Source organism: uncultured Merdimonas sp. (assembly GCF_963929015.1).
In the GTDB taxonomy this organism is placed as follows: domain Bacteria; phylum Bacillota; class Clostridia; order Lachnospirales; family Lachnospiraceae; genus Merdimonas.
In genome coordinates this window covers 54696-80021 of record NZ_CAWVHE010000011.1, presented here as the reverse complement: position 1 = coordinate 80021, position 25326 = coordinate 54696, and the positions used below count along the sequence as shown (strand labels likewise).

Annotated in this window: 29 protein-coding genes; 3 read left to right on the top strand and 26 right to left on the bottom strand. The window is 40.6% G+C overall.

Annotated elements, in window-relative coordinates; translation table 11 throughout:
- Positions 1-69: 69 nt before the first annotated feature.
- Positions 70-456: a plasmid mobilization relaxosome protein MobC gene (mobC, locus tag ABGT54_RS05625; RefSeq protein ID WP_346663189.1), complete on the bottom strand. Its 387-nt coding sequence runs from the start codon at positions 454-456 to the stop codon at positions 70-72.
- A gap of 660 nt (positions 457-1116) precedes the next feature.
- Positions 1117-1470, bottom strand: coding sequence for a hypothetical protein (locus ABGT54_RS05620; RefSeq protein ID WP_346663188.1), 354 nt, complete (start codon positions 1468-1470; stop codon positions 1117-1119).
- 107 nt (positions 1471-1577) lie between these two features.
- On the opposite strand from ABGT54_RS05620, the gene ABGT54_RS05615 reads away from it, so the two are divergent.
- On the top strand, positions 1578-1778 hold the full coding sequence (locus ABGT54_RS05615) for a helix-turn-helix transcriptional regulator (protein WP_346663187.1): 201 nt from the start codon (positions 1578-1580) through the stop codon (positions 1776-1778).
- A gap of 167 nt (positions 1779-1945) precedes the next feature.
- Here ABGT54_RS05615 and ABGT54_RS05610 read toward each other — a convergent pair whose 3' ends face one another.
- From ABGT54_RS05610 to ABGT54_RS05550, 13 genes are all read right to left on the bottom strand, one after another.
- Entirely contained in the window at positions 1946-2959 is a 1014-nt protein-coding gene (locus ABGT54_RS05610; RefSeq protein ID WP_346663186.1) for a restriction endonuclease, read from the bottom strand.
- Between the two features lie 19 nt (positions 2960-2978).
- Entirely contained in the window at positions 2979-3704 is a 726-nt protein-coding gene (locus tag ABGT54_RS05605; RefSeq protein ID WP_346663185.1) for a SprT family zinc-dependent metalloprotease, read from the bottom strand.
- A 5-nt stretch (positions 3705-3709) separates the two neighbouring features.
- Entirely contained in the window at positions 3710-6799 is a 3090-nt protein-coding gene (locus ABGT54_RS05600; RefSeq protein ID WP_346663184.1) for a type I restriction endonuclease subunit R, read from the bottom strand.
- A 79-nt stretch (positions 6800-6878) separates the two neighbouring features.
- Entirely contained in the window at positions 6879-7052 is a 174-nt protein-coding gene (locus ABGT54_RS05595; protein ID WP_346663183.1) for a hypothetical protein, read from the bottom strand.
- Positions 7053-7068: 16 nt separating this feature from the next.
- Positions 7069-7251, bottom strand: a complete 183-nt coding sequence (locus tag ABGT54_RS05590) for a hypothetical protein (RefSeq protein WP_346663182.1) — start codon at positions 7249-7251, stop codon at positions 7069-7071.
- On the bottom strand, positions 7248-8453 hold the full coding sequence (locus ABGT54_RS05585; protein ID WP_346663181.1) for a restriction endonuclease subunit S: 1206 nt from the start codon (positions 8451-8453) through the stop codon (positions 7248-7250). The genes ABGT54_RS05590 and ABGT54_RS05585 overlap by 4 nt, the downstream gene beginning before the upstream one ends.
- A 5-nt stretch (positions 8454-8458) precedes the next feature.
- Positions 8459-8956 (bottom strand): hypothetical protein, encoded by a 498-nt coding sequence (locus tag ABGT54_RS05580; RefSeq protein ID WP_346663180.1) that lies wholly within the window; start codon positions 8954-8956, stop codon positions 8459-8461.
- Positions 8956-9891, bottom strand: coding sequence for an MBL fold metallo-hydrolase (locus tag ABGT54_RS05575; protein ID WP_346663179.1), 936 nt, complete (start codon positions 9889-9891; stop codon positions 8956-8958). The genes ABGT54_RS05580 and ABGT54_RS05575 overlap by 1 nt, the downstream gene beginning before the upstream one ends.
- Before the next feature lie 13 nt (positions 9892-9904).
- Positions 9905-11434 carry a type I restriction-modification system subunit M gene (locus ABGT54_RS05570; RefSeq protein WP_346663178.1) on the bottom strand — a complete coding sequence of 510 codons (1530 nt, stop codon included), beginning with the start codon at positions 11432-11434 and terminating at the stop codon, positions 9905-9907.
- Positions 11435-11436: 2 nt separating this feature from the next.
- Entirely contained in the window at positions 11437-12021 is a 585-nt protein-coding gene (locus ABGT54_RS05565; protein WP_346663177.1) for a restriction endonuclease subunit S, read from the bottom strand.
- 265 nt (positions 12022-12286) lie between these two features.
- The gene (locus ABGT54_RS05560; protein WP_346663176.1) at positions 12287-12622 is read right to left on the bottom strand and encodes an ATP-binding protein; all 336 of its coding nucleotides are present in this window, start codon (positions 12620-12622) and stop codon (positions 12287-12289) included.
- Positions 12623-12706: 84 nt separating this feature from the next.
- Complete coding sequence (locus tag ABGT54_RS05555) at positions 12707-13342, bottom strand: hypothetical protein (RefSeq protein WP_346663175.1); 636 nt, start codon at positions 13340-13342, stop codon at positions 12707-12709.
- A gap of 209 nt (positions 13343-13551) precedes the next feature.
- On the bottom strand, positions 13552-15615 hold the full coding sequence (locus ABGT54_RS05550) for a tetratricopeptide repeat protein (protein WP_346663174.1): 2064 nt from the start codon (positions 15613-15615) through the stop codon (positions 13552-13554).
- Between the two features lie 411 nt (positions 15616-16026).
- On the opposite strand from ABGT54_RS05550, the gene ABGT54_RS05545 reads away from it, so the two are divergent.
- A complete protein-coding gene (locus tag ABGT54_RS05545) occupies positions 16027-16461 on the top strand; it encodes a ParB N-terminal domain-containing protein (protein WP_346663173.1) in 435 nt (144 codons plus the stop codon).
- Positions 16462-16757: 296 nt separating this feature from the next.
- Positions 16758-16955 carry a class I SAM-dependent methyltransferase gene (locus ABGT54_RS05540; RefSeq protein ID WP_346663172.1) on the top strand — a complete coding sequence of 66 codons (198 nt, stop codon included), beginning with the start codon at positions 16758-16760 and terminating at the stop codon, positions 16953-16955.
- 1325 nt (positions 16956-18280) lie between these two features.
- Here the strand turns inward: ABGT54_RS05540 and ABGT54_RS05535 are convergent.
- The 11 genes from ABGT54_RS05535 to ABGT54_RS05485 form a co-directional block, all read right to left on the bottom strand.
- Entirely contained in the window at positions 18281-18541 is a 261-nt protein-coding gene (locus ABGT54_RS05535) for a hypothetical protein (protein WP_204906745.1), read from the bottom strand.
- A 66-nt stretch (positions 18542-18607) separates the two neighbouring features.
- A complete protein-coding gene (locus tag ABGT54_RS05530; protein WP_346663171.1) occupies positions 18608-19930 on the bottom strand; it encodes a hypothetical protein in 1323 nt (440 codons plus the stop codon).
- On the bottom strand, positions 19911-20612 hold the full coding sequence (locus tag ABGT54_RS05525; protein ID WP_346663170.1) for a hypothetical protein: 702 nt from the start codon (positions 20610-20612) through the stop codon (positions 19911-19913). The genes ABGT54_RS05530 and ABGT54_RS05525 overlap by 20 nt, the downstream gene beginning before the upstream one ends.
- 64 nt (positions 20613-20676) lie before the next feature.
- Positions 20677-21054 carry an MmcQ/YjbR family DNA-binding protein gene (locus ABGT54_RS05520; protein WP_346663169.1) on the bottom strand — a complete coding sequence of 126 codons (378 nt, stop codon included), beginning with the start codon at positions 21052-21054 and terminating at the stop codon, positions 20677-20679.
- Positions 21055-21084: 30 nt separating this feature from the next.
- On the bottom strand, positions 21085-21570 hold the full coding sequence (gene thpR / locus ABGT54_RS05515) for an RNA 2',3'-cyclic phosphodiesterase (protein WP_346663168.1): 486 nt from the start codon (positions 21568-21570) through the stop codon (positions 21085-21087).
- Between the two features lie 190 nt (positions 21571-21760).
- A complete protein-coding gene (locus ABGT54_RS05510) occupies positions 21761-22594 on the bottom strand; it encodes a hypothetical protein (protein WP_346663167.1) in 834 nt (277 codons plus the stop codon).
- A gap of 4 nt (positions 22595-22598) precedes the next feature.
- Positions 22599-22787 (bottom strand): hypothetical protein, encoded by a 189-nt coding sequence (locus ABGT54_RS05505; protein ID WP_204931077.1) that lies wholly within the window; start codon positions 22785-22787, stop codon positions 22599-22601.
- 82 nt (positions 22788-22869) lie between these two features.
- Positions 22870-23859 carry an SPFH domain-containing protein gene (locus tag ABGT54_RS05500; protein WP_346663166.1) on the bottom strand — a complete coding sequence of 330 codons (990 nt, stop codon included), beginning with the start codon at positions 23857-23859 and terminating at the stop codon, positions 22870-22872.
- Positions 23860-24041: 182 nt separating this feature from the next.
- The gene (locus ABGT54_RS05495; RefSeq protein WP_204909180.1) at positions 24042-24263 is read right to left on the bottom strand and encodes a tautomerase family protein; all 222 of its coding nucleotides are present in this window, start codon (positions 24261-24263) and stop codon (positions 24042-24044) included.
- 63 nt (positions 24264-24326) lie between these two features.
- Positions 24327-24938 (bottom strand): GDSL-type esterase/lipase family protein, encoded by a 612-nt coding sequence (locus ABGT54_RS05490; RefSeq protein WP_346663165.1) that lies wholly within the window; start codon positions 24936-24938, stop codon positions 24327-24329.
- Between the two features lie 15 nt (positions 24939-24953).
- The gene (locus tag ABGT54_RS05485) at positions 24954-25286 is read right to left on the bottom strand and encodes a hypothetical protein (protein ID WP_270643882.1); all 333 of its coding nucleotides are present in this window, start codon (positions 25284-25286) and stop codon (positions 24954-24956) included.
- Positions 25287-25326: the final 40 nt, after the last annotated feature.

Sequence of the window (25326 nt, the reverse complement as noted above, 5' to 3'; positions counted from 1 at the left end):
TATCTGACGGCAGAAAACGCTGTTTGGTCGTGTTTCGGTATCATTTTGGAACAATTCATCTGGACTACTTTAACCGCCCCGGTAATCCCGTTCAAAATCTCCTGCCATCTTCAACACTTCTTCCCTGAGTGCGAACAATTCCGCAATGCAGTGACGGATTTCATCTTCCATAGCCAGCGAACGTTCCCCGCCCGTATTGAAGTACCGTGCGATCTGATTCAGGTTCACACCGATCTTTCCATACTCGCCTACCAACCTTCGGAGTTCTTCCATATCGGCGACCACTTCTACCCGATGCACGATTTCCTTTTCCACCAGAAGTTTCCGCAGGCATTCGGATCTGGACACCCCCAGGATCTCTGCTTTCCTGTCCAGAAGTTCCAATTCAATATCCGACAGCCGGACTCCGACAAAATGCGGATGGTTCAGTTCCCGTTCTAATCTCTTTTTTCTCATGGTTCCTCCTTTCTTCTCTTTTCTGTTACTTCAGTAACATCACAAATGGGAGAACCGACAGTCCTGCCGGAATCTACCTTTTGTGCTGCGTCTCACTTTCCAGTGGACGCCAATATCTGCCAAATCGGCAGATCATCGAGGGTATGGGGAATCGAAATCCCAAGCAAGAGCCCTACACAGGAAAACACGATAGTGTATTACGGGGTGGATCTTGCTCTGGGAAAATCCCCATCAAGAGCTCAACCTGTAAGTTAGTGGACTGCCAGGAATGGCATAACCGCTTAACACGGGTGGATCTTGCTCTATAATATCTACCCCCTCACTTAACGTAACCGGGAGCGGCTATTATACAACGGCAAAAAGAAATCATTTCATTCTTATCAACCAGATCCGCTCTTGTCTTTTTTATTCTTTAAAGATCCCCTCACTTAACCCAATCGTCAGAGGCAGAAATACAAGGAGATTCGAAAAATCTTTTAATTTTCTGCTTCAAAAAATATTTCCCCTCACTTATAGAAAGGAAATTCGAGGATTATACAGTGTTTTGAGACAAAGTTTTTGATAAAGTGCATAAAAAAACATCCCGCCTTTTTTGACCGGATGCCAATTTTTAATTCATAGATTTCTGTTATAAAAAATAGCCACCAGATTTTCCGGCAGCTATTCGCTTATTAAATCATCACCATATTCTTTTTTTATCCTTTCGCACAATCGATTCCAGCTCTCTTCCTCCTCTTCTGGAGTTCTCTCTGGCAACACTACATCCTTTATATCATCCTCGATAGCTTTTACGTATTTATCTGATAATTCCGGATACTCATCCAACAACCTTTCGAAAAGTTTATAAATTCCCAATTCCGTACACTTAACCAGACATGAAGAAAAAAGTTCCATTGTCATCGGCTTTTGCTTATCGATTGCCGCCAGCTCATCTTCGGAAAACTCGAATGTTAAGATAAGGAATTCTTCAAAATTATGTTTTTCATTGTTGGATAGCTCATCATATTTTTTCATCCCTGCTCTCCTTTCATATGCCTCTATTATAGATACATTTTTCAGTATAGTAAACTATTATTTTTCCCATGATAATGATTATATTACAAACTGGGAAGTGAGCAGAAATGATAAGCTATTCTCCATTATGGGAGACCATGAAGAAACGGGATATCTCCACCTATACACTGATTCATAAGTATGGTATCAATCCCCGGACAATCAATAATTTAAAACATAATAAGTCCATTACTATGTTTACACTGGAAAGACTTTGTGAAATTTTGAATTGCAAACCTAATGATATTATCAGATTTGAGAAAGAATAAAAGCTACTGGGACATTGCCATCCAGTAGCTTTTATTTATCAAAACGAAAAAGAAAAATGTTTTAATCCATCTCGCCAAGCTAAATCTATAAATTTATTTGTCATAGAGATTTTATTGGACATGATTTTACTTAATACAAATTATTTCTATCGCCTTAGCTATTACATCTATTCTTCACTATTGTTTACAACCCAAATCTTTTTGAGGGGAATCAATTCTTTGATTTCATCATCCATTTGGTCATAATATCTCAAAAACTCCTCGATAATTTCTTTATGAGTCCAAAGGCGTATCTCAAAAAATTGTTTGGCTATTTCGTTGATGACCGAAGATTTAAACCCGCTCCACGACACCAACAAACCATAGTCGGCATTGAAGTTTTTCATCACGCCGCCCAGTTGATCCAGTACTATCCGATCCACAGGCACATCCGTAGACTTAACCTGGACACAGATTTTAGGACTACCAAAGCCAAGTGTACCAGCAGAAGCCAGAATATCCACACCTTTATCCGGCCCAGCCGGACTAACGTATGTAGTGAACCCTTTTGCCCGGAGAATTGCATCTACAATTCTTGCTAAACCATGCCCTTTGGTCTTTTGGATTATCAGATTTGTAATAACCCCTAAAGCTTCATTTTCAATGTCGCGGACTTCTTCATCATTCTGTAACTCATGAAGAGTGATTTTGGGTACTTTCTTTCCCTGCTTATGTGCACTAATGACCGCTTTAATGCGATCTTCCTGTTTGATGCGACAAATCGTCATAAAGGCACCAAAAGAATATAGGATATCCTGATCAAAAGCCGTGCGAGGAATGTCACAGGCAAACCAATCTACTTGATGTGCGTGATAGTAGGGATTGTTATTGTTGGGCAAGAATTCATAATCACCTGTGATCTTGCCAAAATGAATTACCGGCTTGATCTTGCTTGGTAAAACCACAATTTCTCCCTTCTTCATCTCATGAGCGAATGGCCATACCTGACTTGCCCAGTTCATTGCTGTTTTGACCTTTACATCTACGTTGTTGTCCACGAAATACTGTTGCAAATCTTGCTTAGTGTGGAACTGCATGATTGATTCAGCTAAATTGTCCCAAGTACAGTATACTCTACTGTCCTCAAGAAATTTGTTCTCAAACTCGCCGTATCGTCCGGCACGACATAACCACATCGACATTATTTTCCCTCCCTATAGCTCACAGCCAAAATGTTGCACTGCGATCCAAAATAGTTTTACGTTCTTTCCAATCAGGCATTAACATAGCCAAGAAACCATAAAAATGCTTTGAATGATTTGGATGAATAAAATGACAGAACTCATGCATCACCACATATTCGATACAGTTTCGTGGTGCTTCCAATAAACGTTTATTCAATGTAATAACCCCTTTTTTTGCCAAGCAAGATCCCCACCGCGTTTCCATATCCCGAATTTTCAAGGTTGGCATGGACACTCCATATTTTTGAAATATCGGGTAGATTTCTAAAATAATCTCGCCGAAAATAGCTCGACACTGCTCATCCAAGTAACGTGTCACCATCCTTTTCTTTTTTTCATAATCATCCGGGTTTTTCACGCAGAGGTACAGATAAATCCCATTAGATGAAATTGTTTCTTGTACATTTCTCTCCACTTTCAGTCGAACTCCTCTTCCCAACAGATAGAACGTCTCTCCACTGACATATTGCTTGGGCTGAGGAGCATACTGCGCCATCTCGCGAAACTTTCTTTGTGACGACCAAATATAATTTCCTTTGCTCGCCACAAAATCATCAACCTTTTCGGCTGGGATATCTGAATTTGCTGAAACATAAACCGTGCAATCTTTATGAACCCGCAGATTAAGATTTTTCACCATCTTCCGCTCCAGCATGTAGTGAATTTCGTTATTTTCATATAAAACAGTTCTTTCTTGGACCATTGATGTCAAAACCTCCTAAGCGCCACTGTTTTGACATTTTCAATGATCTTATCAATGGTGTCAAAAGACAGTTTTAATCCTCGTTCTTTTTCGTAATTATAAAAAAGGTCATCAATGTCCTGCGAGATTCGGTCATGGATTGTTTTATTGTTACTCCAGTCCACCTGACTATGGTTAACCACAATTTTTGTAATCTCTTCCGCAATCTCCGCTGCAAAACCAGGAGATACCTCTGCTTCTTTCGTTTCATCAAATACTGCTGACAGAACACCGTAAAATGCCTGTGCATGGATGTTATTTTTAATAGATTCCGGGTAAGTCACGGTGCTCTTTCCGATGTGATAATCTTCCATAATGGTACGCATCTTCGCCAGATATTCTGCCTCGGAGATCACTTTTTCCTTGTACTGATCCAACGCTTCTTTGATCCGTTTGGAGAAGCTATCATAATAGGCTGGGTTTTCCTGATATTTTTCACTGATACTGCGGGTTAACTTACTGGTAATAGCATCCGCCTTTGCCCGAAGAGATCCCAACTCCTCTAATTCATGCACAAAATCATCTTTGTTTAAAATATCGATGGGACTAGTGATCTGCTTTAGGCCAGCCACCGAAAGGTGCGTATCCAGGAGATTTTGCATTAGCGGCTCATATTCTCGGTTGTCAATTGCATCGCAGTAACGGATTTTCACACTGCGGCGCACCTTGGAAAAAAATATAAATGTATTTTGGTATTGCTTCAATTCATCTTTCGGAAAGGCTGCATACGCCTGTTCTGCATTCAATACCACATTCAATGCCTTGCCGTAAGCACAAAGACGATTATAAAAGTTCTCCCGTTTCTTATCATCAACAAGATGCACTTCTACTTCTTCGATATCATGGGGATTTTTCAGATCATCAAACAGCTCCGTTAGCTGGGTATAGGCTTCTCTCAAGCCAGCCACAGATGACATAACATCCACCACAACACCCTTCAAATCGCCGCCATCGAAATTTTCGAGCCCAGCACCACTATATAAATCCATTGCGGTATCCAGTTTTTCAATCAATCCACGGTAGTCTACAATTAGACCGTAGTCCTTACCTTCATACAAACGGTTGGTACGAGCAATAGCCTGAAGCAAACCATGCTCCTTTAATTCCTTATCGATGTAGAGCACCTGACAGATGGGGGCATCAAAGCCAGTGAGCAGCTTGCTACACACAATGAGAATATCGATGTCGCCTACGCAGAACTGATTCTTCATGGACTCTTCATAGGCATCCGCGTCGCCGTAGCGGTTCATCATCTTATTCCAGTAGGCAATAACCTTATCGTCAGCAACTTCGTCCACATCGTCTACACCCTCCCGAAGATCGGGTGGCGAGATCACCACAGCGCAATTCAGATCTCCAAACTGTTCAAAACACTCCAAATACCGTATCGCATCCCGTTTATAATTGGTGGCCAACATAGCCTTAAAGCCGGTATCTTTATACCCTTCAATAAAGTGTTCGTTGATATCCAGTGCAATCCGCTTAATACGGGCATCAGTGGAGGTCAATCGACGGATGCTACTCCATTTCCGGGAAAGGTCATCCCGCTGAGTTTCCGTGAGACGTTTGGTAGTCTGCTTGAACCAAAGGTCAATATTGTCCTTGTCCACATTCTGCTCCACAAAACGACCTTCGTAAATGAGTGGCACGATAGCCCCATCCTCCACGCCATCCTTGATGGTATATTTGTGGATCAGTTTACCGAACTTCGCCATAGTATTTTTCTCTTTTTTCATCAAAGGTGTCCCGGTAAAGCCGATGTAGCAGGCATTTGGAAATACCGCCCTCATTTTGGTAGCAAGCAGTCCATAGTTGGAGCGGTGACTCTCGTCCACCAGCAGAAATACATCCCGCATAAAGTTTTTGTGCTCCATTTTCTCGGCGGTGTTGAACTTGTTGATGATGGTAGTAACCACATCCGCCTTGCCGCTGCCCAGTAGCTCTACCAGATTTCGCCCGCTGGTGGCCCGAGCCGGATTTAAGCGAGTATGGGCAAAGGTGGCAGCAATCTGACGGTCCAGTTCCTTGCGGTCTGTGACAACAACCACTTTCGGATTGCAGTTGGACAATTCCATTAAGATATATTTCGCCAGCATGACCATGGTCAAGCTCTTGCCGCTACCCTGAGTGTGCCAAATAACACCACTTTGACGATTACCTTTTTCATTCGTCTGCTGAATGGTCTTGATAATCTCTTTTATGGCAAAATACTGCTGATACCGGCAGATTTTCTTTACATTGGCATCAAAGAGCACAAAGTACCGAATCAGCTCCATTACTCGTTCTTTGCTGAACAGAGAAATCAGATTCCGATCCTGCTCGGTGGGAGAGCGGTCGGTCACATAATGTGCCAGTGCCTCTTCTAAAAAAGCGGTGTTTTGCTCTTTCCACACATTCCAGAATTTCTTGGGTGTCCCAGTAGTGCCATACTTTACACCATTCTTGTTGGTTGCCATCACGATTTGAGCAAACTTGTACAGCTGTGGAATGTATTCTTTCTGTTGGTTGCGGATGTTCTGTTCCACAGCCTGCTCAACGCTAATCTGGGGCACTTTGCATTCAATGACAGCAAAAGGAATACCATTGATGAACAGCACGATATCCGGTCGAGCGTTGTGGAACTTGTCTCGACTATCTACCGCAAATTCCTCGGTAACATGGAACAAGTTGTTTTCCGGGTGTTCCCAATCAATATATTTCAAATTAAAGCTAAGTGTTTTTCCCTCACCCACAGTCTCTGGATAACTTTTACCAAGCAAAAGAGCGTCATAAATTCTTTCACTAGTACGCACTAAACCATCGGTTAAAGGCTCATCCAGGTCTTCCATAGCACGTTCAATATTAGCAGCAGAAAACTCATTTTCCGCACCAGCAAAAGCATAACGGTTGAGCCGACGCAACTGCCCCCGGAGAATATCTCTGAGTAGCACATGGTACCGACTGCCTCTCTGCACCTCGCAGTCCTCCGGTGTAATATAGGTATAACCCATGGACCGTAGCAGATCAATAGCCGGCTGCTGACTGATATTCTTTTCTAAGTACAAAGATTTATCCATGGTGACCTCCTTTCGGAAATATCAATAAAAACAGGAATAGCGGGACGGGAAATCCCGCCTCGCTCTACTGTCTCTGGATTTACTTTTCTTTGCGGACTCCCTTAAAAGGAGTTCCATTCTTTTTTACACCCACAAAGCGGCCAGTCCCACTATTTCTCTTTACCCATTGTTTTGTAACTGGATTAAAAGCCTGGGATCGATCTTTTACTGCACCATTTCTATGTCCATCACCACTTGGGAAATTAGTTGCCATACGTTTTCACCTCTCTTTACTCCCATGTATACATAGCAAAATAGGCAATTATCGTTTCACAAATTTCCTCTGGAGATTTACCAACGTCAATAATTCCCTTTAAATCAGACTTCATTTTTTCAGAATAGTTCTGTCCGCTATCAACAACTTTCTTCAGTAACTCTTTACAAGCGTGTTCCTGTATTTCTTTTTCTGTCATGTTTTCACCCTCACAATCCCCGTCAATAAAAGCTGCATCAAGGCCTTTTTCTTTTGTTTTTCTTGCTCGATCTCCTGTTGTAGTAGTTTGATTTCCCTATCAGCAGTAGAAAGAACTTTAGCGATGGCATTTTGTTCTTCGATTCCAGGAATATCTATTGTTAAACAACTATATTTGGATATCCAGTGTCTTTCGTGACCGCCTACATGAAACTTAATTAACTGCATCGCTTCATATGCAAAAATTATGTTAAATCCATCCTTAATAGTCAAAATCTTCATTGCGGATGATTTTACTTTAAATGGGAAGTCTACATATTTTGTTGCCGTTGTAAAATCGTCAAATATTACAACTGGAACGTCACTAAAAATACCTTCTGCTTCATTTGTATAACCAAGAATAAATGTTTTTCCAGCAGTTAATACTGGCGTTTTATATGAAGCATCATAATCAGTTGTTTTAACCAAATAAGCTGTTGGCTGTATGTAATCAAAAATCCTCTCTAACTCTACCGTTTCCCAAGCTTTGCTAAATCCGGGCAAACGTTTTTTACCCGTCAATAGTTGTTGCATGAGATATTTTTTTTGTTTCTGTTTTTCAGCAAGATATTTTTCTTTTAGTTCAATAACCTTATCCTGAGTAGTAAGTATGATGGTTATTTTCTGTTGTTCTGCAATAGGAGGGAGTATACAACTAATTGGAATAAATGAATCCCAGTATAGTCGTTTTCGAAAGTCCGTCACACCATAAGACTGCCGGTTGATTTGATTTATTATCTGAGAAGTTCTTGTATAATAGTCCATAAACAATGGATAAACCTTTTCATTTGGTTTTGCAACAATGTAGGCTGGACTTACCATTCCTTCACTTCTAACAGTCCCTATAGCACCTTGCCAAGCTCGCATCATATTAAAGACGAGATCTCCAGATATTACTTTCTTATATTGAGATTTATCCTTGATCCGTTTTACTTTTTTAGGCTGTTCTGTATCTTCTATTTCGCCATCCGATACCCCCGAGTGAATGGAAACCGTTAGAAGCGGCAGAGTTTCGTTTCCCGGCTCTTTCCTTTCGGTATAAATATCACCAAATGTGTATCGGTTCCAATCAGCAGGAACAATCCCTAATACTGTTTTAATATATGCATCCGGCACTTCCTTCCGACATATTTGCTTAATTCGATGTTTAATTTCTGGTGTCATTTTCATCATCCATTCTGCATAAGTTCTACTATTTTCCCGGCGTATTTCCTGCACGATAAGAAATAGATTCCGGATATAACAGCCCAAATAATTACCAAAGACCACTTAGATAAAAACGCTGACAAAATCATCAGAGATAGGAAAAGGACGATTCCAGTGCGAGATAAAGCATATTCTCTCGATAATGTACTCATAATAGAATATTCCTTTTTCTTTTGGTTAAACAAAGTGTAGTCATCATTAAACGGTATCAATTTTGTAAATTTCATAAAAGGTTCTAGTATAACCGATCCGGTACGGTTAATAATCAGCCCAACCTCATAAGCCGCAGAAAATATACAAACAGTAACTACAACTTCAGGCCCTGTCCCAAGGTTTTTGATTATGTCGCTATTTAATACTGCCTCTACAGTATCTGGAAAGATTATCGCACATCCTCCGATAAAAACCAAACCAGTCAAAAACATATTTAAAATATTATAAAACGGGATTTTTGTTTCCATTACTCTGCTCCTTTTGGCTTAAATGAACCAAGATAGTTTCCTAATTTACTATTTTGAACCCCTTCATCATTGAGGAACGAAGTATCATATTTATAGTCGTCATCAGAAACATACACATGAACTTTATCTTCTCCACATTCAAACACAATATTACCAGCACTATTTTGTGTAATTGTGTTATATCCACGGTAATAGTCCAGATCCTTAGAAGGTGCTTCACCAATTACAACAATGTGGGGGGCAAGTTTTTTCAGTACCTCGGCTAACACTTTACCGGATTTGCGTCCATGATGCGGAGCAAACAATATATCCACATCCGTCCACTTTACTTGATCTTTTATTTTTTCGAGATAATCATCTTCCATATCACCCATCCACATTACTTTAATATTTCGATTTAATTCATAAGTAAAAATAGGAGATAAATTATTATATGCCTTTCCTTCTTCCGCTAGTTTTTGAGCCTCAATAAAATTATTGTCTGAAGTATCTGGCCACAAAAAGTTAATTCCGGATGAACCATAATTTTTACCATCATTTTTATCATTATCATTCATCCATTTTCTTGTGCAGTCTTTATACACAAAGTAATGTTTTTCCTTATTATCCCTTAATTTACAATAGTGCTCAAAACTTTCACTGGGATCAGGTTTGGTTGCCTTATTATCGACGCAATAAAAATTTAAGATATTTATTTTTTCATCAAGATATGGCAACCCACAAATATGATCTTCATCTGGATGAGTAGAAATAAATCTGGTAATATCTTTATTCTTACTTTCCCGAATAATTTCTTGAACAATTTCCTCTCTGTTATCTGACACTATACAACAATCTATTATTGTAAAGTTACTAGATCCATGTTTAATATAAAACATATCACCAGGTTGACCATTTTCATCCCTAACTGCAAATGATTTAATGATAATAGACATATTTTATCCTCCTTTATAGGTTAAGTTCCATCAAATATGTTTTCATTTGTTTCTGCACCTGTGCCAATTCCGTTTCAATATTAACAATATTCTGCTGTACTTCATCGATGTCAACCAGCTTTTCTTCCTCAAAAGTATCGACATACCTGGGAATATTAAGATTGAAATTGTTCTGCTTAATCTCATCATAGGAAGCTACATAACTGTATTTATCCTTATTTTTCCTAGTTTTATAGGCCATAACAATATGAGCAATATCGACATCTCGCAAGATATTCTGATTCTTTTCTTTCTCAAAATTTCCCTCTCCAGAAGCATCAATAAACAACACATCCCGATAGGAACGATTCTTTTTGAACACCAAAATACAGGCTGGGATACCGGTACCATAAAACAAGTTAGCCGGAAGGCCAATAACTGCATCCAGCAAGTTCATCTCCACCAACTGACGACGGATTTTCCCCTCACTTGCACCACGGAATAGGACACCATGTGGAAGTATCACCGCCATTCGCCCATTTTCTGACTCCAAACTGGAAAGCATATGTAAAACAAAGGCGTAGTCTCCTTTAGAAGCAGGAGGCACTCCCCAGTCAAACCGATGATATTGATCCAATTCAGCCGACATTTTCTTCTTTCCCTTGCTATCTGTTTCCGCCTCCGAAAGAAAACCGCTGTCCCACTTGTCCAGACTGAAAGGAGGATTTGCCACTACAACCTGAAATTTCATCAAACCATCATTTTCAATATTTTGTGGATTAGAAAGAGTATCTCCTTGCCAAATACAAGCATCATCAACGCCATGTAAAAACATATTCATAGTGCAAAGAGCCCAAGTTTGTGCATTCAGTTCCTGACCATAAATCGCCACCTTACCACTAGGTACCTTTTTATATGCTTTCAGTAACAAACCACCACTACCACACGTTGGATCATAAATACGATCATTTTCCTTGGGCTGTATCAACGAGGCTACCAATTCAGAAACCTGACTGGGGGTGAAAAATTCCCCTCCCTTTTTTCCTGCGTCAGAAGCAAACATAGCAATCATATATTCATACGCATCTCCAATAATATCAGCAGAGCCTAACTGACTAGGCCGCAAATCAAGATCGTTAAAATCTTCCAACAAATTTCTTAAAGTTGCATTTTTCTCTTTAGGCTCGCCAAAATCTACTTGGGAATTAAAATCAATAGCACGAAACACATTACGCAATTTTCCACTGTTTCGTTCCTCAATATGATTTAGTGCCACATTAATTTTCTGACCAATTTCTGAATCATTTCGATTATCATAAAGGTAGTCAAATGTAGATTGTTCATCCATTGCGAATCGCTCCCGGCTCATAGCACGTTCTACACGATTCATGTCACCATCGTACTTCTTGATATACCCTTCGCACTTCTCTTTGGAAACATCACTTAAATATTTCACAAATAACATGGAAAGAATATAATCTTTATATCGAGAACTATCAATTTTGCCGCGGAAACTATCACAAGCTTTCCACAGAACTTGTTCAATATCTTTTCTAGTTGTCATTTTCATACCCCTTTCTTTGCTCTTTCATATGCTTGATCCAACAGACAAGAATAAAACTTTTCTTTTTCATATGCCAAATCTTTAAGCAACTGCCTTTCTTTTTTTGCCATTAAATTTAACTGGGCAATTTTATATTGCTGTTCAATAGGAAGAACCACCAGTTCAAAATCCAAAAGGAACTTTGCTTTGACGGCTCCAAGCATATTACTAGTTGCATTTTCATAAATTTTCCGCTTTGTTTTTTGTGTGTTCAATAGCCAGAAAAGGTATTCCGGCAACAAACGATCATCTTCAACTCGAATTACTACAAAGTTTGAAGAAATCACCATTCCCGATGTGGTTGCATCTATCAAAACCGCAGTATATGGTGCAGTGAGTCGAACAATAATATCTCCTTTTTGAGAAAGATATTCTTCCTTTAACAACTCCTTTGCCTCAAATATATCAGCTTCGCTTAATTCAATTTTACCTTCATGTCGAATACATCGAAAATTTATCAAGGGATAACGATGACCTACTGGCTTCTTAGACTGCTTTCTCGATAAAACCAGCCCGCTACGTATATTTGCAAGGTTATTTAATTTCACCTTTTCACCTCTTTTGTCATGTTGCATAAATAACAATTGATTTGTAAGACCCTTTTTTAATCAATTTCATTATATATAGTATAACTACTTATGTCAATGAAAAATGTCATGTTGATAAAATAACATTTTTACATATGCTTTTTCCCTCATTACAATTATTTTAATTTCATCATACCATCTTTTTCCAACCGCATTAATACATCCTTAGACTGCCTAAGCGGAACGGAAACCCCATTTTTATCGGCACAAATATCATTCATACCTGTTATTCAGTTTCTCTCATATTGATACCGTTCATCTCCAAACGGTATGTATAGTGTTTGTAGGTAATGCGTGTGAAACAGGCGACTTCGTAAGTGTTATCTGCAAATATTTGAAACCATGCACTAACAGGAAATTTGGAAATTACAACTTTAGATTTTTGCCCAGCCCGATTATCCAGTACTTCAAATAGCTCTCGGCATTTATCGAGATCCAAATCTATCAGACCAAAGTCATCTATGACAAGCAAATCCAGTTTGGTGAGTTTGTTCAGATAGTCCAGATTCGTTGCTTTATATGTGCCTGTCCAAATTTCCCAAGAGATAGAGATATTCTTCACGCTTAACTGATTACATATTAAATAATTTCAGAATATGCTCAAAGCCGCTCTACATTACGTTTATTCCTCGCTTATGTTTTCGTATTATAATTTAATTTGTTTTTTTATTTTATTCATTCCATCATTACAAACAATCTGAAAATACGCTCTTTTAATATCTTCATAGGCATTAAGTAATTCTTTTCTAAATCTGTGTTCCTTAACAGCTTCTTGCGCTTTATCCAAAGTCACATTAAACTGTTCTGAATATTCGTGCATCTTTTTCAAACAGATTTGATATTGATACATTTTGACAAGTAATTGCCCATACCCAGAAATAAAACTGCTAATATCTTCCACTTTGTTCCCCGCAAAAACTAGTTCTGTCTCAACTGAAAGCCTTTCTAACTCTTCGCATTTAACTAAAAATTTCTTATGCACTGATTCTTTCAGAGGAGTTATAATAGCTTCCCCTACTTCCTCCAAGTATGTATTATTTGTAAGCCATAAAAACTCTGACTCTACCGCAAATAGCGGCTCATCTTTACGATTAATTTCAAGTAATTTTCTATTGTTTTCATACAGCTTAATTAAACCTTCTATTTTGAGATAACATTCTAATCGTTTGTCAAAAAGACTTTGCTTATTGCTCAATCGAATTTGTATAAAAGTTAATACGAGTGCAATAATTGCCGCCAATCCAGTTATTATAGAAAACAAAATATTCCAATCTATAAACATGTTTCTTCACCTGCAATAAATAAACATTTATCATTCCTTTACTTTTATAATCGATTACTCAATATTATTCTTATGCCCTCAAATTGTGCCATTAGGTATCTACTAAATTTCCTTGTTACCAAGTATATTTACATTTCTTGTCATAAACTTCAAATAGCGAATGTTCATATATTACAATGTCTACATTTTTTTCATAAAATACAAAATATCTATTTTAATAATTCATATATAATTTGTTTGAGGATCGTCCACATTATCATTGCATTTTCATGAGTAATGTTTTGATTAGTTCGAATTTCTTTTGCTGGATGTACAACATTACGGTAATCTCTCACATAATGACTCAGATGAAAATTATTTTTACATATTATCTTCTCTTTATCTGCCACATATAGAAGTTCATTAAGGTTCATATCAATAATTGGATATTTTTTCGCATTTTTCTTCATACTCATATCACTTATATCGTAATTTTTTTTACCAATTTCAACTATTTTGGCCAAAAGCAAAGCTTCAATTATACTCCCACACATAATTGTAGCCGCTTTATCTTGTCTAACAGCAATTGATATAGCACATTCCTCTAAATCACGTAACAAAACAGCTTTTAGCTGACCATCGGAAATTCTAGTAATATATTCTCTCAATTCATCCGTATATCCGATTTCTTCTAAATATTCCAATGTAACATTTTTTGTAATATTTCTAATAGTAAGTTGTTTTTGTGCCCTAACTTCAGCTTCCTTAACTATTACTTTTTGTTTTACACGTTGCAAATTTTTTTTATATTTTTCTTCTGTTGGGTTTATCTTACAAGCTTTTTCAAAAAATATGCTAGCTTTTTCCAAATCATCATCATTTTCAAGCAAAATCCCCAAATTATTTAATGCAGAACTATTGTTTGGTTCTTTTTCTATAATCTTTTCATATAACTTTAACGCACGTATCTTCCCCTCTTCAGCATATGAATATGCACTTTCAAAAGCGCATGTACAATTGAAGATTTCATCATCTGTAAAAAAATCTGCCAATTGGCTTATCAACGGATAATTTGTATCTTGATATAACCTCTCAATTATTTCTTTCAATGCACATTTCGCAAATTTTTTTGTATCAAAATCCTCTAAGGTTTCTATTGTCGTAATTAAATTTTGAACAACCAAACTTAATTCGTCTGCTGATATATTATTTGTTATATTAAAATAATAAACATCGTATTGTTCAGGATCTTCATAATTTATCAAAAAGCTAATAAAAATTTGATTCGCCTGAACATAATTATTGAAATGACAATACATATTAAATAGTGCCGCCGCAACGTATCTGTTAAATTCTTTTTTTATAATATTTTCTAGCGATTTCAAGTCAGATTTTTTATATCTATAAATATCATAAATTTCCGATGGATAGTAAAGATATAATGCATATAACGCCTTAGCTCTAGTTTTTCTTATTCTATCTGCTGAAAAAGTCTTACTTATTGTACTAAAAATCACTTTGTATTCATGCGAAAAATCAATAAATATAAAATGCCATGGTCCATCATTTAAATCATAAATTACATTGTTTAGCGGTATTTTATCAAAATATAATTTTGCTTTATCTATTTCTCCATTTTTGATTAAAGCAAATATTAAACCTAAATATGGGGAATATGCCAGTTTATTATCGATGTCTTTTTCAATTATATTTTGAAAAATCCGTATAGCTTCTGTATAATTTCCCTCAATACCAAACAAAAAAGAATATGCCGTTAATAAATTTAAATACATCTCCTCATAATCACTTATTTGTTCACCCATTTGAATCTTAACAACAAATTGATTTACATATTGCCAATTTCCAATCTTAACTAATTCTTCCACCACATCTTTAAGCAAATCACTATCCGTCAACTCAGCATTTCCTATCTTTTCAATCACCTCCATTTTGTTTTTTGTAAATCGTAATAGAGAACGATAAATATTCACATTTTTAGGATACTGTGCTATGCCTCTTTTTAAATAATTAATTGCAACATTTTTATCTTCAACTAAATCAGCATATAAGACATATGCATGCGGTATAGGGTATGGACTAGTAATATTTTCAATCAAATATCTTTTTGCTCGAATTTCATTTCGATTTTTATTTTCTTGACAGGAATATATGTAACCCAAAAGATATTTCGCTTTGGTAATAGTTTGCTCATCGCCATTAAGTAATGACTCAAGTAAGGCAACAGCATATTCAAATTCTTTGCTGTTTATTTTTTCTATAATCTCATCAAACAATGTAAACTTATTCCCTTCATTTATTCTTAATGCAATTATTTTATTATATATATTTTACTAGTACCCACATGAGCCGTCAATGTACATTAAATGTCTCAAATCGCCTTTTATACTCAATAGTTCCACCTTGTTTTACTACACCATTTTCGTAAAAATGACGATTTTTGATGCCTCCAGACAAAAGTAAGAACCCGAAAAATCCTTGTAAAATAAGGCTTTACGGGCTCTGACACCACAGGACAAAATCACCCCAAACGACCCAAAAGGTAAATGCTTATGGCAGATTATAAAACTGCAAGAATTCCAAAGCAACCAGAAACAGATACCGAGCCTGGCAAAGAAACGCTGCTCGAACTGAAGAAATCTAAACAGTAGCCAGAGGCTCCGAATAAGGTCGAGAGATCGAAGGAGATGACCCACTGTGGCAAGGAACAAATCGTATATATCAAGCTGAACGGACTCCACTTCTTCGAAAATCATTCCTTTGAGGTCCAGAACGATGAAGAAATACGGGCTATGGTGTCCAGTGTCAAGGACAATAACGTTACCCAGCCTGCATTTGTCCACCCCTGTGAGAACGATGGCTATGAAATCGTGGTCGGCCATCGACACCAGAAAGCCAGCAAACTTGCCAGATATATGGATATGCCCTGTATTGTCCGCAACCTGACAGATGATGCAGGCATCCTGCAGATGGTAGAGCACAATATGAACCAGTATGAAACAATCCTCCCTAGCGAGCGGGGCAAAACTCTAAAATACAGCTTGGGGCCATCACTCACCAGAATTCCCGCATTTCGGGCCAGATTGACCCGAAAGACACATGCGGGAGCTGAGCAAAAATAAATCTACTCAACGGGGATATGACTGACGGCATTATGATCGAGGATAAAAAGGAGGGCCCCAGAGCAAATCGACGGCTTGCGACAAGACTATGAAAAGCAGTGAGACGAGGTGTCAAAGGTGCTACGGTAGTTCTCCGAGCTGATGCCAAAGTAAGAAGATGTCGGCAAGCTTCAATTTGAAGGCTTGCTGTCCTGTTCTTTTTTACCACTCCATGCCATGTTGACACGAGGATTGACGGAGATAGAGTTCTGCTGTAGACTAAAATTAAAGATCTCAAGACGGATGGGGGAATAACAGTGAACGATACGCTAAAGTATGCAAATCAATGGGATGTAAGCGCTCAATTTTTTTATGAAAAAGGTTATTATTCTTGGATGGCACAGAGAATAAATAAATTCAGAACCGTTGTCGAGGTTGGATGTGGTACTGGATATAGCACACTAGCATTAGTCGAAAACGGGCATAAAGTAATTGCGATTGATAAAAAACCGTGATTGTCTTGCTAAAGCAAAGCAATTACTGATGAATAGAGGTATTGCAGATGATAACATAATATTTGTTGAGGGCGATATTGCGGAAGATACTTTTAGAAATTGGATTATTTCTACGTTTGAATTTGATGTTGTACTCTGCTGGAATGTTGGCTCTTATTGGAATAAAGAAATGATAGAATACTATCTTCCATATATGCTTGAATATGGCTTGAATAGATTTCAGATAAGACAGAACCCTGAATCGTCATATTCAGAGTTGATTCTATAGGAAACATGCAGATTAGCTAAGGCAAAGCAAGTAGCCGTTCACATTGTCGATAGAACCGCTGAAATTCTCAACGAGCAGAATGACCCATATTATAAAACGCTAAAGGATGAATTTGGATACAAAGAAATTATATATGCAAATCAAAATGCGCTGACTATATCTAAAGGAGGCCGTATGTTGACGACCAATGGCGTTGTAAACACAGAGAATTTTTTAGATATTATTTTCATTTCAATACTAATGCAATAATAAATTTAAAATATAATTAAATAAGGAAGTGCCAGTAGGTACTCCCTTATTTATTCCGCTTTTGGTCATATTGACCCGAAGTCGGGACGGCTTGAATGGGCCGCCCCTTTCCTTTTTTCTTGGAAGGGAGGAATGATTTCTAGCTTCTACAACTTTATTGTAGCGCCATGCAGGCAAAGTCGAAACAATTGCCAAGGCTATCCGAAATTGTCTGGACTATGGCAAAAACCCAGAAAAAACAGAAAGTGGAAAGTATATCTCCCGATAAGTGCAACCCGACCACCATGGCGGACAAGTTCCTTTTAGGAGAGTGCAGCTATGCCGCTATAACAGGTCGGGAACAGAAAAAATCAAAATGTTAGTGTTAAATCTAGTTAGCAGATTATGTTCACAGCATCCACTCAGAAATGCAGCGCAGAGTTTCTGAACAAAGATCTGGACAAGATTCATATATCAAATAAATGTAAAACAAAAAAAGATTAGAATCACCTCTTTAACCAGAAAATCATTATTCAAAAAATAATCCAAATCAAAAAGCTTCTTCGGAACAGGAATGCTTTTTCTTGAATGCCAATTAGTAAATATCCTCAATTCTAGGTTTCTTTTTACTACACCATTTACTACACCATTTTCTTTCAAAATGACGATTTTTGACACTCTCAGACAAAAAGTAAGAACCCGCAAAAACCTTGTAAAATAAGGCTTTACGGGCTCTGACGCCACAGGACAAAACCACCCACACCACGCCAAGAGGTAAGTACTAACTAATCTTGCCAAGCCATATTCTTTCAAACTATATTTATAATAATTATTTTTTAGTAGCTAATCTTACTTTCCGTTTTACGTAAATGTCCATTTTTTCAAGTTTCCAGTCGAGCCAATATATTGCAATTGGCAAAATATCTTCTACCAATTTACTGTTATCCCATATTTCCACAAATTTCTTTGTCACTCTGTCGTACAAAACCTCACAATACACCCCTGCATCTGGAGAAGAAAATTTACCACTGTAAAACTCTCCGTCATATTCTATATTTTCAAGACAGAAATTAATGTAAAAAGCACCCACACCAACACTTCCTTTATCCTAAACATTCATTATCCATAACACAATCTCTGAATGGGCACGTAGTGCTTACCCCTCTTCTATCCCATACTTCTTCTTTAGCCTTTCACTCATGTAATGCCATGCCCAGGGAGCCAGCCCGTGCAATTCATAGAGCCTGGCCGCAATCTCATCATCGTCCTTTAATTCAGCAGAATAACTCTCCGTATGGGGATAGTCCTCCTGCAAGTCCAACATGGCCAGGTTTTTATTATTCTTCAATCTTTCGCTCAGATAATCATATATTGTATTATGGTCTCCTGTTGGCTGCATACACATTTCCGCCAACTCATAATCATCATGAAAAAATTCATCTATATAGACAAAATTCCATCGACAAACCTTACATGCAAGATAAACTAGTTCTTTATCTTTTCTATAAGGTTTCATACATTCCAGAAACATTATGACCCCATCTTCTGAGTGTTCAATAGCATATCTAATCCATTCACGGTCTTTTTGAAAACGCTGATTCGCATATTGTATTGCTTCTCCGTCATGTTTTAGACTTAACCTGACCATCTTTTCATCATTCTGATACATTGGGAGGTACTTTAATACCTGTCCACATTTTAAGGCTGTTCTCGCTAATACCCTATCTTTAAAATAATTTTTATCCAATTTTTCGACCAGCCATGGATTTTCATTCAACCGCGCTGTCAAAAGCCTTCTGTATTCAATATAACGCTCCCGACCTATTTTATCGCGATAAGGCAAAAAACAAACCTGAAGAGGGATAAATTCTTCTTCCGTGAAAAATATCGCTTTAATCCTCTCAATATTCTCAGAAATCAAATCATAACTAATGCCATAATCCTCAGCTGTTTGCTTTAATGAATCCGTTTGCCATACAAGCTCGGCCAATTCGTGTATCAGTGAATCTATTGCATCAGAAATAGCACCTGTGTCAAAATCTGTTTCAGCATCAAAATCCATTTCCGATGCCAAGTGTACTGATCCTGTTTTAGTTAGGGCTTTATACTTTTCTATAAGACGAACCGGATATTCCCCATATATAACCTTATATTCCCTACGTAATTCTATAAATTGTTTGCTGTCGTATAGTCCTTCAATAAATCGATCATAGTAGTCATATTCCGGAAGAAGCCTTGAAAATATCATCTGAATAATCCTACATGACAAATAATCTGGTTCTGCCCAAAAAGGTGCTTCTGAAAAATCCCTATTATGGATGTAATGATTTCTAATATACAGACAGTATGTAAAATGATAATCAAGAGTGTAGGGATTTGCGATTAGATATTCTTTATCCTTTTTACGCATATTCTTTATACAGTCATCCGCCACTTCGTTTACAAATTCAATTTCACTTTTACAAAGCACTTTTTTCATATTCATGACTCACCTTTTTCTTCGCCGCTTCCCTGTGATGCGCCGTATAATCATATGCCATCAGATAGCGAAGTGCACTGGTCACCGTATTCGGCCGGATATGCTGTTCATGATACCCCTTGGTAAAATATCGCTCGCCCTCTATCGTCCGTACATAATTGTTGTGCTCCAGAACACTTGCTCCCTTTTCACTTTTCCACCGGATCCTCCAGCGGTCATCGCCACAGTAGATCCGGATTCCCACCGGAAGCATTTCAGCTTCTGCCCCTTTCTCAACGAAAAGTCTGGTAAGAAGACTGGTGCTCACCTGCTTTTCATCAAAAAACTTTTCACAGATCTCACAATCTGATACATCCTTCACGCCATTTCGCACGACAGCCTTTCTCTGACACCACTTGCAGAAACGAACCTCTGTATCGGGCTCAATCTTATTGATCTGTCTGCCGTGGCGGATCCTGCGGACGCAAAAACACTCCCGGTCGTGAAGGATTCCGGAACGCTTTGTTATGACAAAATTGCGGGTAACTTTGATCGGCGGTGACGGCGGCAACGGCAGAACCGGCGAATCCGGCCTTTTCTCCTGCCACAGGAGCTGCTTCCCGGCCAGTCTTTGTTTCTGCCCCGGCTTTCTCCCTGCATTCTGCGGATTAATCACGAAATACCGACAATTCTTTTCTTTCATATCGGACACACCTTTCTTTGCTTTTTTACAGCCTAGCACTTATGGTGTGTCATAAAAAGGACTCCTACTTCTTCCCCTTCTTCTTCCTGGAAGCTGTCACTGCATAACTCTCATCGATCCACTGACAGATCTCCTCAAACGGCACCGTCCCGTCCAGGAGAATGGAGATCCAGTTGCTTCTGGTAATGTGATACCCGTAGAAATACCCCGGCTGCCGGACGATCATATCCACCAGCATGGGATCCCCCAGCTTCACATTCATGATATCCACGTGCTCGCTGCCCTCCAGCCCCAGCTTCTCCCTTGGGATATCCATGATCAGGGCAAACCACTTCCGGTTATCCTTATGCCGCAGCACCGGATAAGTGGGCGCCGTGGAAAATGGATAATCCGGTTCCACTTTATATTTCTTTTTCACATACTGGAAAATCTCTTCTCTCATTTTCATCCCCCTCCTGGACAGCAGACCGGTTTACATCTCCCGATAACTTACTTTCCCGTTCTTTTGCTCCGACTTCATCAGCGCCGCATGCTTCACCGTCATCTCTGCCTTTGGCAAATGTACCTGGTAGGACTTCTTCGACGCCGCCTTCCGCACCAGGGTGATATGAGGCGTAAATTTATCATCCTCGAAGGGAATCCCTGCCCCTTTCAGCGCCGCCCGCAGATCCTTCACATAAGTTTTCAGCTTTTGATTCCCTTTTACTCCCGCCCACAGGAGATTGCCAAAATTCCCTTTCTCCGACAGACTCATCCGGAAGGGCGGCATCGGCACGCTTCGCAGCACCTCTTTCACCTTCTCCGGGTCATCGTACTCCCCGATGAAGGCCAGGGTCAGGTGCAGGTTCTGGGCCGGCACATAGTTCCCTTCCACGCCCTGCTTCTTCAGGTCGTGCATACAGGTTACCAGCGCCTTCTTCATTTCCTCCGACAATGGGATTGCAATAAATAATCTCATGTTTGCTTCACCTTCTTCTACCCTCTATTATTCTACATCCTCCTCTTCTCCGCAACCTTTCTTTCCACAATCTTTCTCCTGCCCGGCATATCAATTGGGGACGGGGGATTTTCAAAAATCCCCCGTCCCCAATTGACTTCAAGGAAAAAGCCGGCCTTCCGGCCGACTTTTCCATACGCTCTGTTCTCGTTTATTTCTCTGCTATTTCTTTTCTCTTTCCGACTTTGGCAGAGATCTTCTTTGGCACGTCTTTTGGCACGCTGACCTGTATTCCGAAGAGGACTTTCACAAGCCACAGCAGAAATACAAGGATCACCACCGGGATCACGCAGGAGGTCACCATCATAACTGCGATGGTCTCGATGAAGTGATTCAGCAGGGCCTCGCCCTTATCCAGCAGTCCGGACACGCCGTCCTTTAATTTGGTCAGAGCCTGCTCCAGCACATTTCCGTCCTCGTCGGTGCTTTCGTTGATCTCTTCTGTGATGTTCTCGGCTTCTTCTACCGCTGTCTCCATACTTTGCTCATAGGTGGCCTCGATCATGCCGGACACATGCATGCTGATGGGGATGATCAGGAAGAGCACCAGCCCGAAGGCCGCCACCTTTCCGGCCAGCACCTTTAAGAAGGGGCGTTCCGCACAGATCCCGATGCCAAGCAGGACGCAGGCCAGCGGGATCAGGATGAAAAATGTGGCGTAACCGGTCAGGGTGACCAGATATTTTTCCAGAAAGACTACCATCAGGACGATCAGGAAATAAGAAGTCAGGTCTGCCAGCTTGTTGGCCACCGGCGTGGTGGCGTCTCCGGGAACTGCCGCAAGGGCTGTGGCTGCTGCCGCAGATGAGGCCGTCAGCTTCAGTACGTCTGCCTTTTTCTCATCCAGGGCTTCGATGGTTCCCGTATGATTTTCCGGGTCGCTGGCTGCTTTTTGTACCACAGTCATGGACAAAGCCAGGACCACCAGCAGCACCAGCACAGCCGCCAGCTTTCTTTTATTGATCTTTTGTAACAAATGGGTCATCTTCTTACTCCTCCTGCGAATCTTTCTTCCCCTTCCGGCGCTTGACGCACTCCGTCAGCAGGTATTCGATCTGTCCGTTCATGGAGCGGAAATCATCCTCCGCCCACTGGGCGATTTCGTCGTACAGTTTTTTGGACAGACGAAGGGGCACTTGTTTTTTTGCTTTGGATTTATCGGTATTCTTTTCTTCCATTTCCCAAACAGTCCCCCTTCCGTTTCCGTTCTATACTTACTATCTTACGGTTTTCCTGCCTTTCATTCAAGACTCCGCTTTCCTAGTACAGGCTTCCGCTGTTGACGATGGGCTGCGCTTCTTTATTGCCGCACAGCACTACCAGAAGGTTGCTGACCATAGCGGCTTTGCGCTCTTCGTCCAGATCTACGATATCATTTTCATTTAATTTGTGAAGCGCCATTTCCACCATGCCCACGGCGCCTTCCACGATCTTCTGCCGGGCGTCGATGATGGCGGCCGCCTGCTGCCGCTGCAGCATAGCGGATGCGATCTCCGGTGCGTACGCAAGGTGGGTGATCCGCACTTCCTCGATCTGGATGCCGGCGTCTTCCGTCTTCTTCTGCAGCTCCTGGCTCATGATGTCCGCAATCTCCTGGCTGCTGCCCCGCAGGGATTTTTCATCGCCGCCCTCATTGGTATCGTAGGGATACTGTCTGGCCGTATTCCGGATGATGGCGTCGCACTGGATGGACAGATAGTTCTTGTAATTTTCCACATTGATCACAGCTTTGGTAGGATCTACCACCCGCCAGATCACCACGGCTCCGATCTCCACCGGATTGCCCAGCAGATCGTTGACCTTCTGCTTTTTGTTGTCCAGGGTCATCATCCGCAGGGACACTTTCTTTCCGCCGGCGGATACGCCTGCGGTGGTAATGCGTCCTTCCACACTTCCGGTCGCTACCGGCACTGCCTTGACGGTGGGATTAATGGCGGAACAGAAAGGATTCACCCAGAAGAAGCCTTCTTTTTTGATGGTTCCGTAATAATTACCAAACAGAGTCAGCACATAGGCTTCGTTGGGGTTCAGCACCTTCAGCCCGCACAACAGGATCACACCTAAAATGACCAGGATGACACAGACGGTGATGCTGATGCCGATCAGGGCGCCGTTTTCCTCCATGCCGCCGATCACAGATCCTGCAACTCCTGCTCCGATCCCTGCGATCAGAAGCAATATCCCTAAAAGGAGCATCAGGTAGCCGTTGGCCGGATGTAAAATCTTCTCTTGTACTTGTTCTTTCTTCATAACGATTCTCCTCTCTCTGCGAATCTGATATCATTTTGATATCATCATAATATCTCCGCCAAAAAGAAAAGTCAATCCTTTTTACAAAATTTTAACCATTCCTGACACCATGAGCCAATCCAAAAAAACCGGCGGGAATGCTTTCACTCCCGCCGGCCTTTTCCTTCATTTCTTCTGCTTTTCTAGTGAACAAACTTGGAGGTCAGGATCATCTCCTCCGGCTTCATGGCGTTTTTCACGGTTTCCTCGAAGCCCTCCGGTCCGATCTCTTCAAAAGAGACGGAGATATCGTCGTTGCTCCAGCAGCCGGACTCGCTGGCCAGGCACTCCTGCAGTTTGTGAGCCAGGTTCTCTTTCATCTCCTGGCTTCTTCCCGGATACAATTTTACACTGATATGTGGCATCTGTTTTCCCTCCTGTGCATGAAATGATTTCTGTCCTAACCTTACCACCCACGCCCCGGGCTGTCAATAGATCCCTTCCGCCGCCTCAAGCCAGGCATCGGCCATGATCTTCGCCCCTTCCCGAGTAAGATGGGTTCCGTCCACGGTGATGGCCTCGTAGCCTTGTTCCTTCGCCGCCTGGTTCAGCCGGTCATGAAGAGGCTGGAACACCGCCCCTTCTTCCGCCGCAATCTGCCGCTCCAGCGCTTCTATCTTCTGGATCACAGGGATCCAGTTGGCGTACTCCAGCGGATGGGGGAAGATAAAGGGTCCCAGACACAGGATCTTCGCACCGGTCTCCTCCCGGATCCGGCCAAGAAGCTTCCGGTAGTTTTCGGCAAACTCCTGCTCTTCTATGGTTTTCCCGGTATTCATCTCCACTGCCGCGTCGTTGCTTCCGATCTGCACTGTCACCAGATCCGGATGAAACTGAAGGCAGTCGTACTCGAACAGCCGCAACAGCCCCGACACGGTGAACCCGTCATGCCCGGAGTTGCGGATGAAATCCGCCCTTCCCCTCTCTCTTAACCGCTCTGCGATCAGAGCCACATAGCCGTTCCCTAGCCCTGCTTCGTCCACATGAAATTTGTGGAAGGAGTCTGTGATACTGTCTCCCATAAATACGATTTTCGCCATAGTCTCCCGCTTTCTTTAGATAAAAAATAATTTCAGGATCCCGCCAAGGCAGGACAGCACCGCCAGACAGCAGGACGCGTACCGCATCCCCTTTGATCCTGCCCGAATGTGCAGGATGACCGCCGCCACCGCCAGGAATCCAAAGCCCCAGGCAATGATCTGCTGCCCCACTTCATTTCTGGGGAGACTGGTAGCGCTGATGACCGCAATGGCCATTCCCCAGATGCTAAGCAGGTATAATGCGATGCTTTTTCCCCGCTCGCTTTTTGCAAGCAGGAGCAAAACTGCTCCCAGAATGCTGACTGCACACAAGATTACAAATAAAATCATAATTCCGCCGATTCCCATAGTTCTTCTCCTTTTCTTCTTCACATCAATCTTTCTTGTT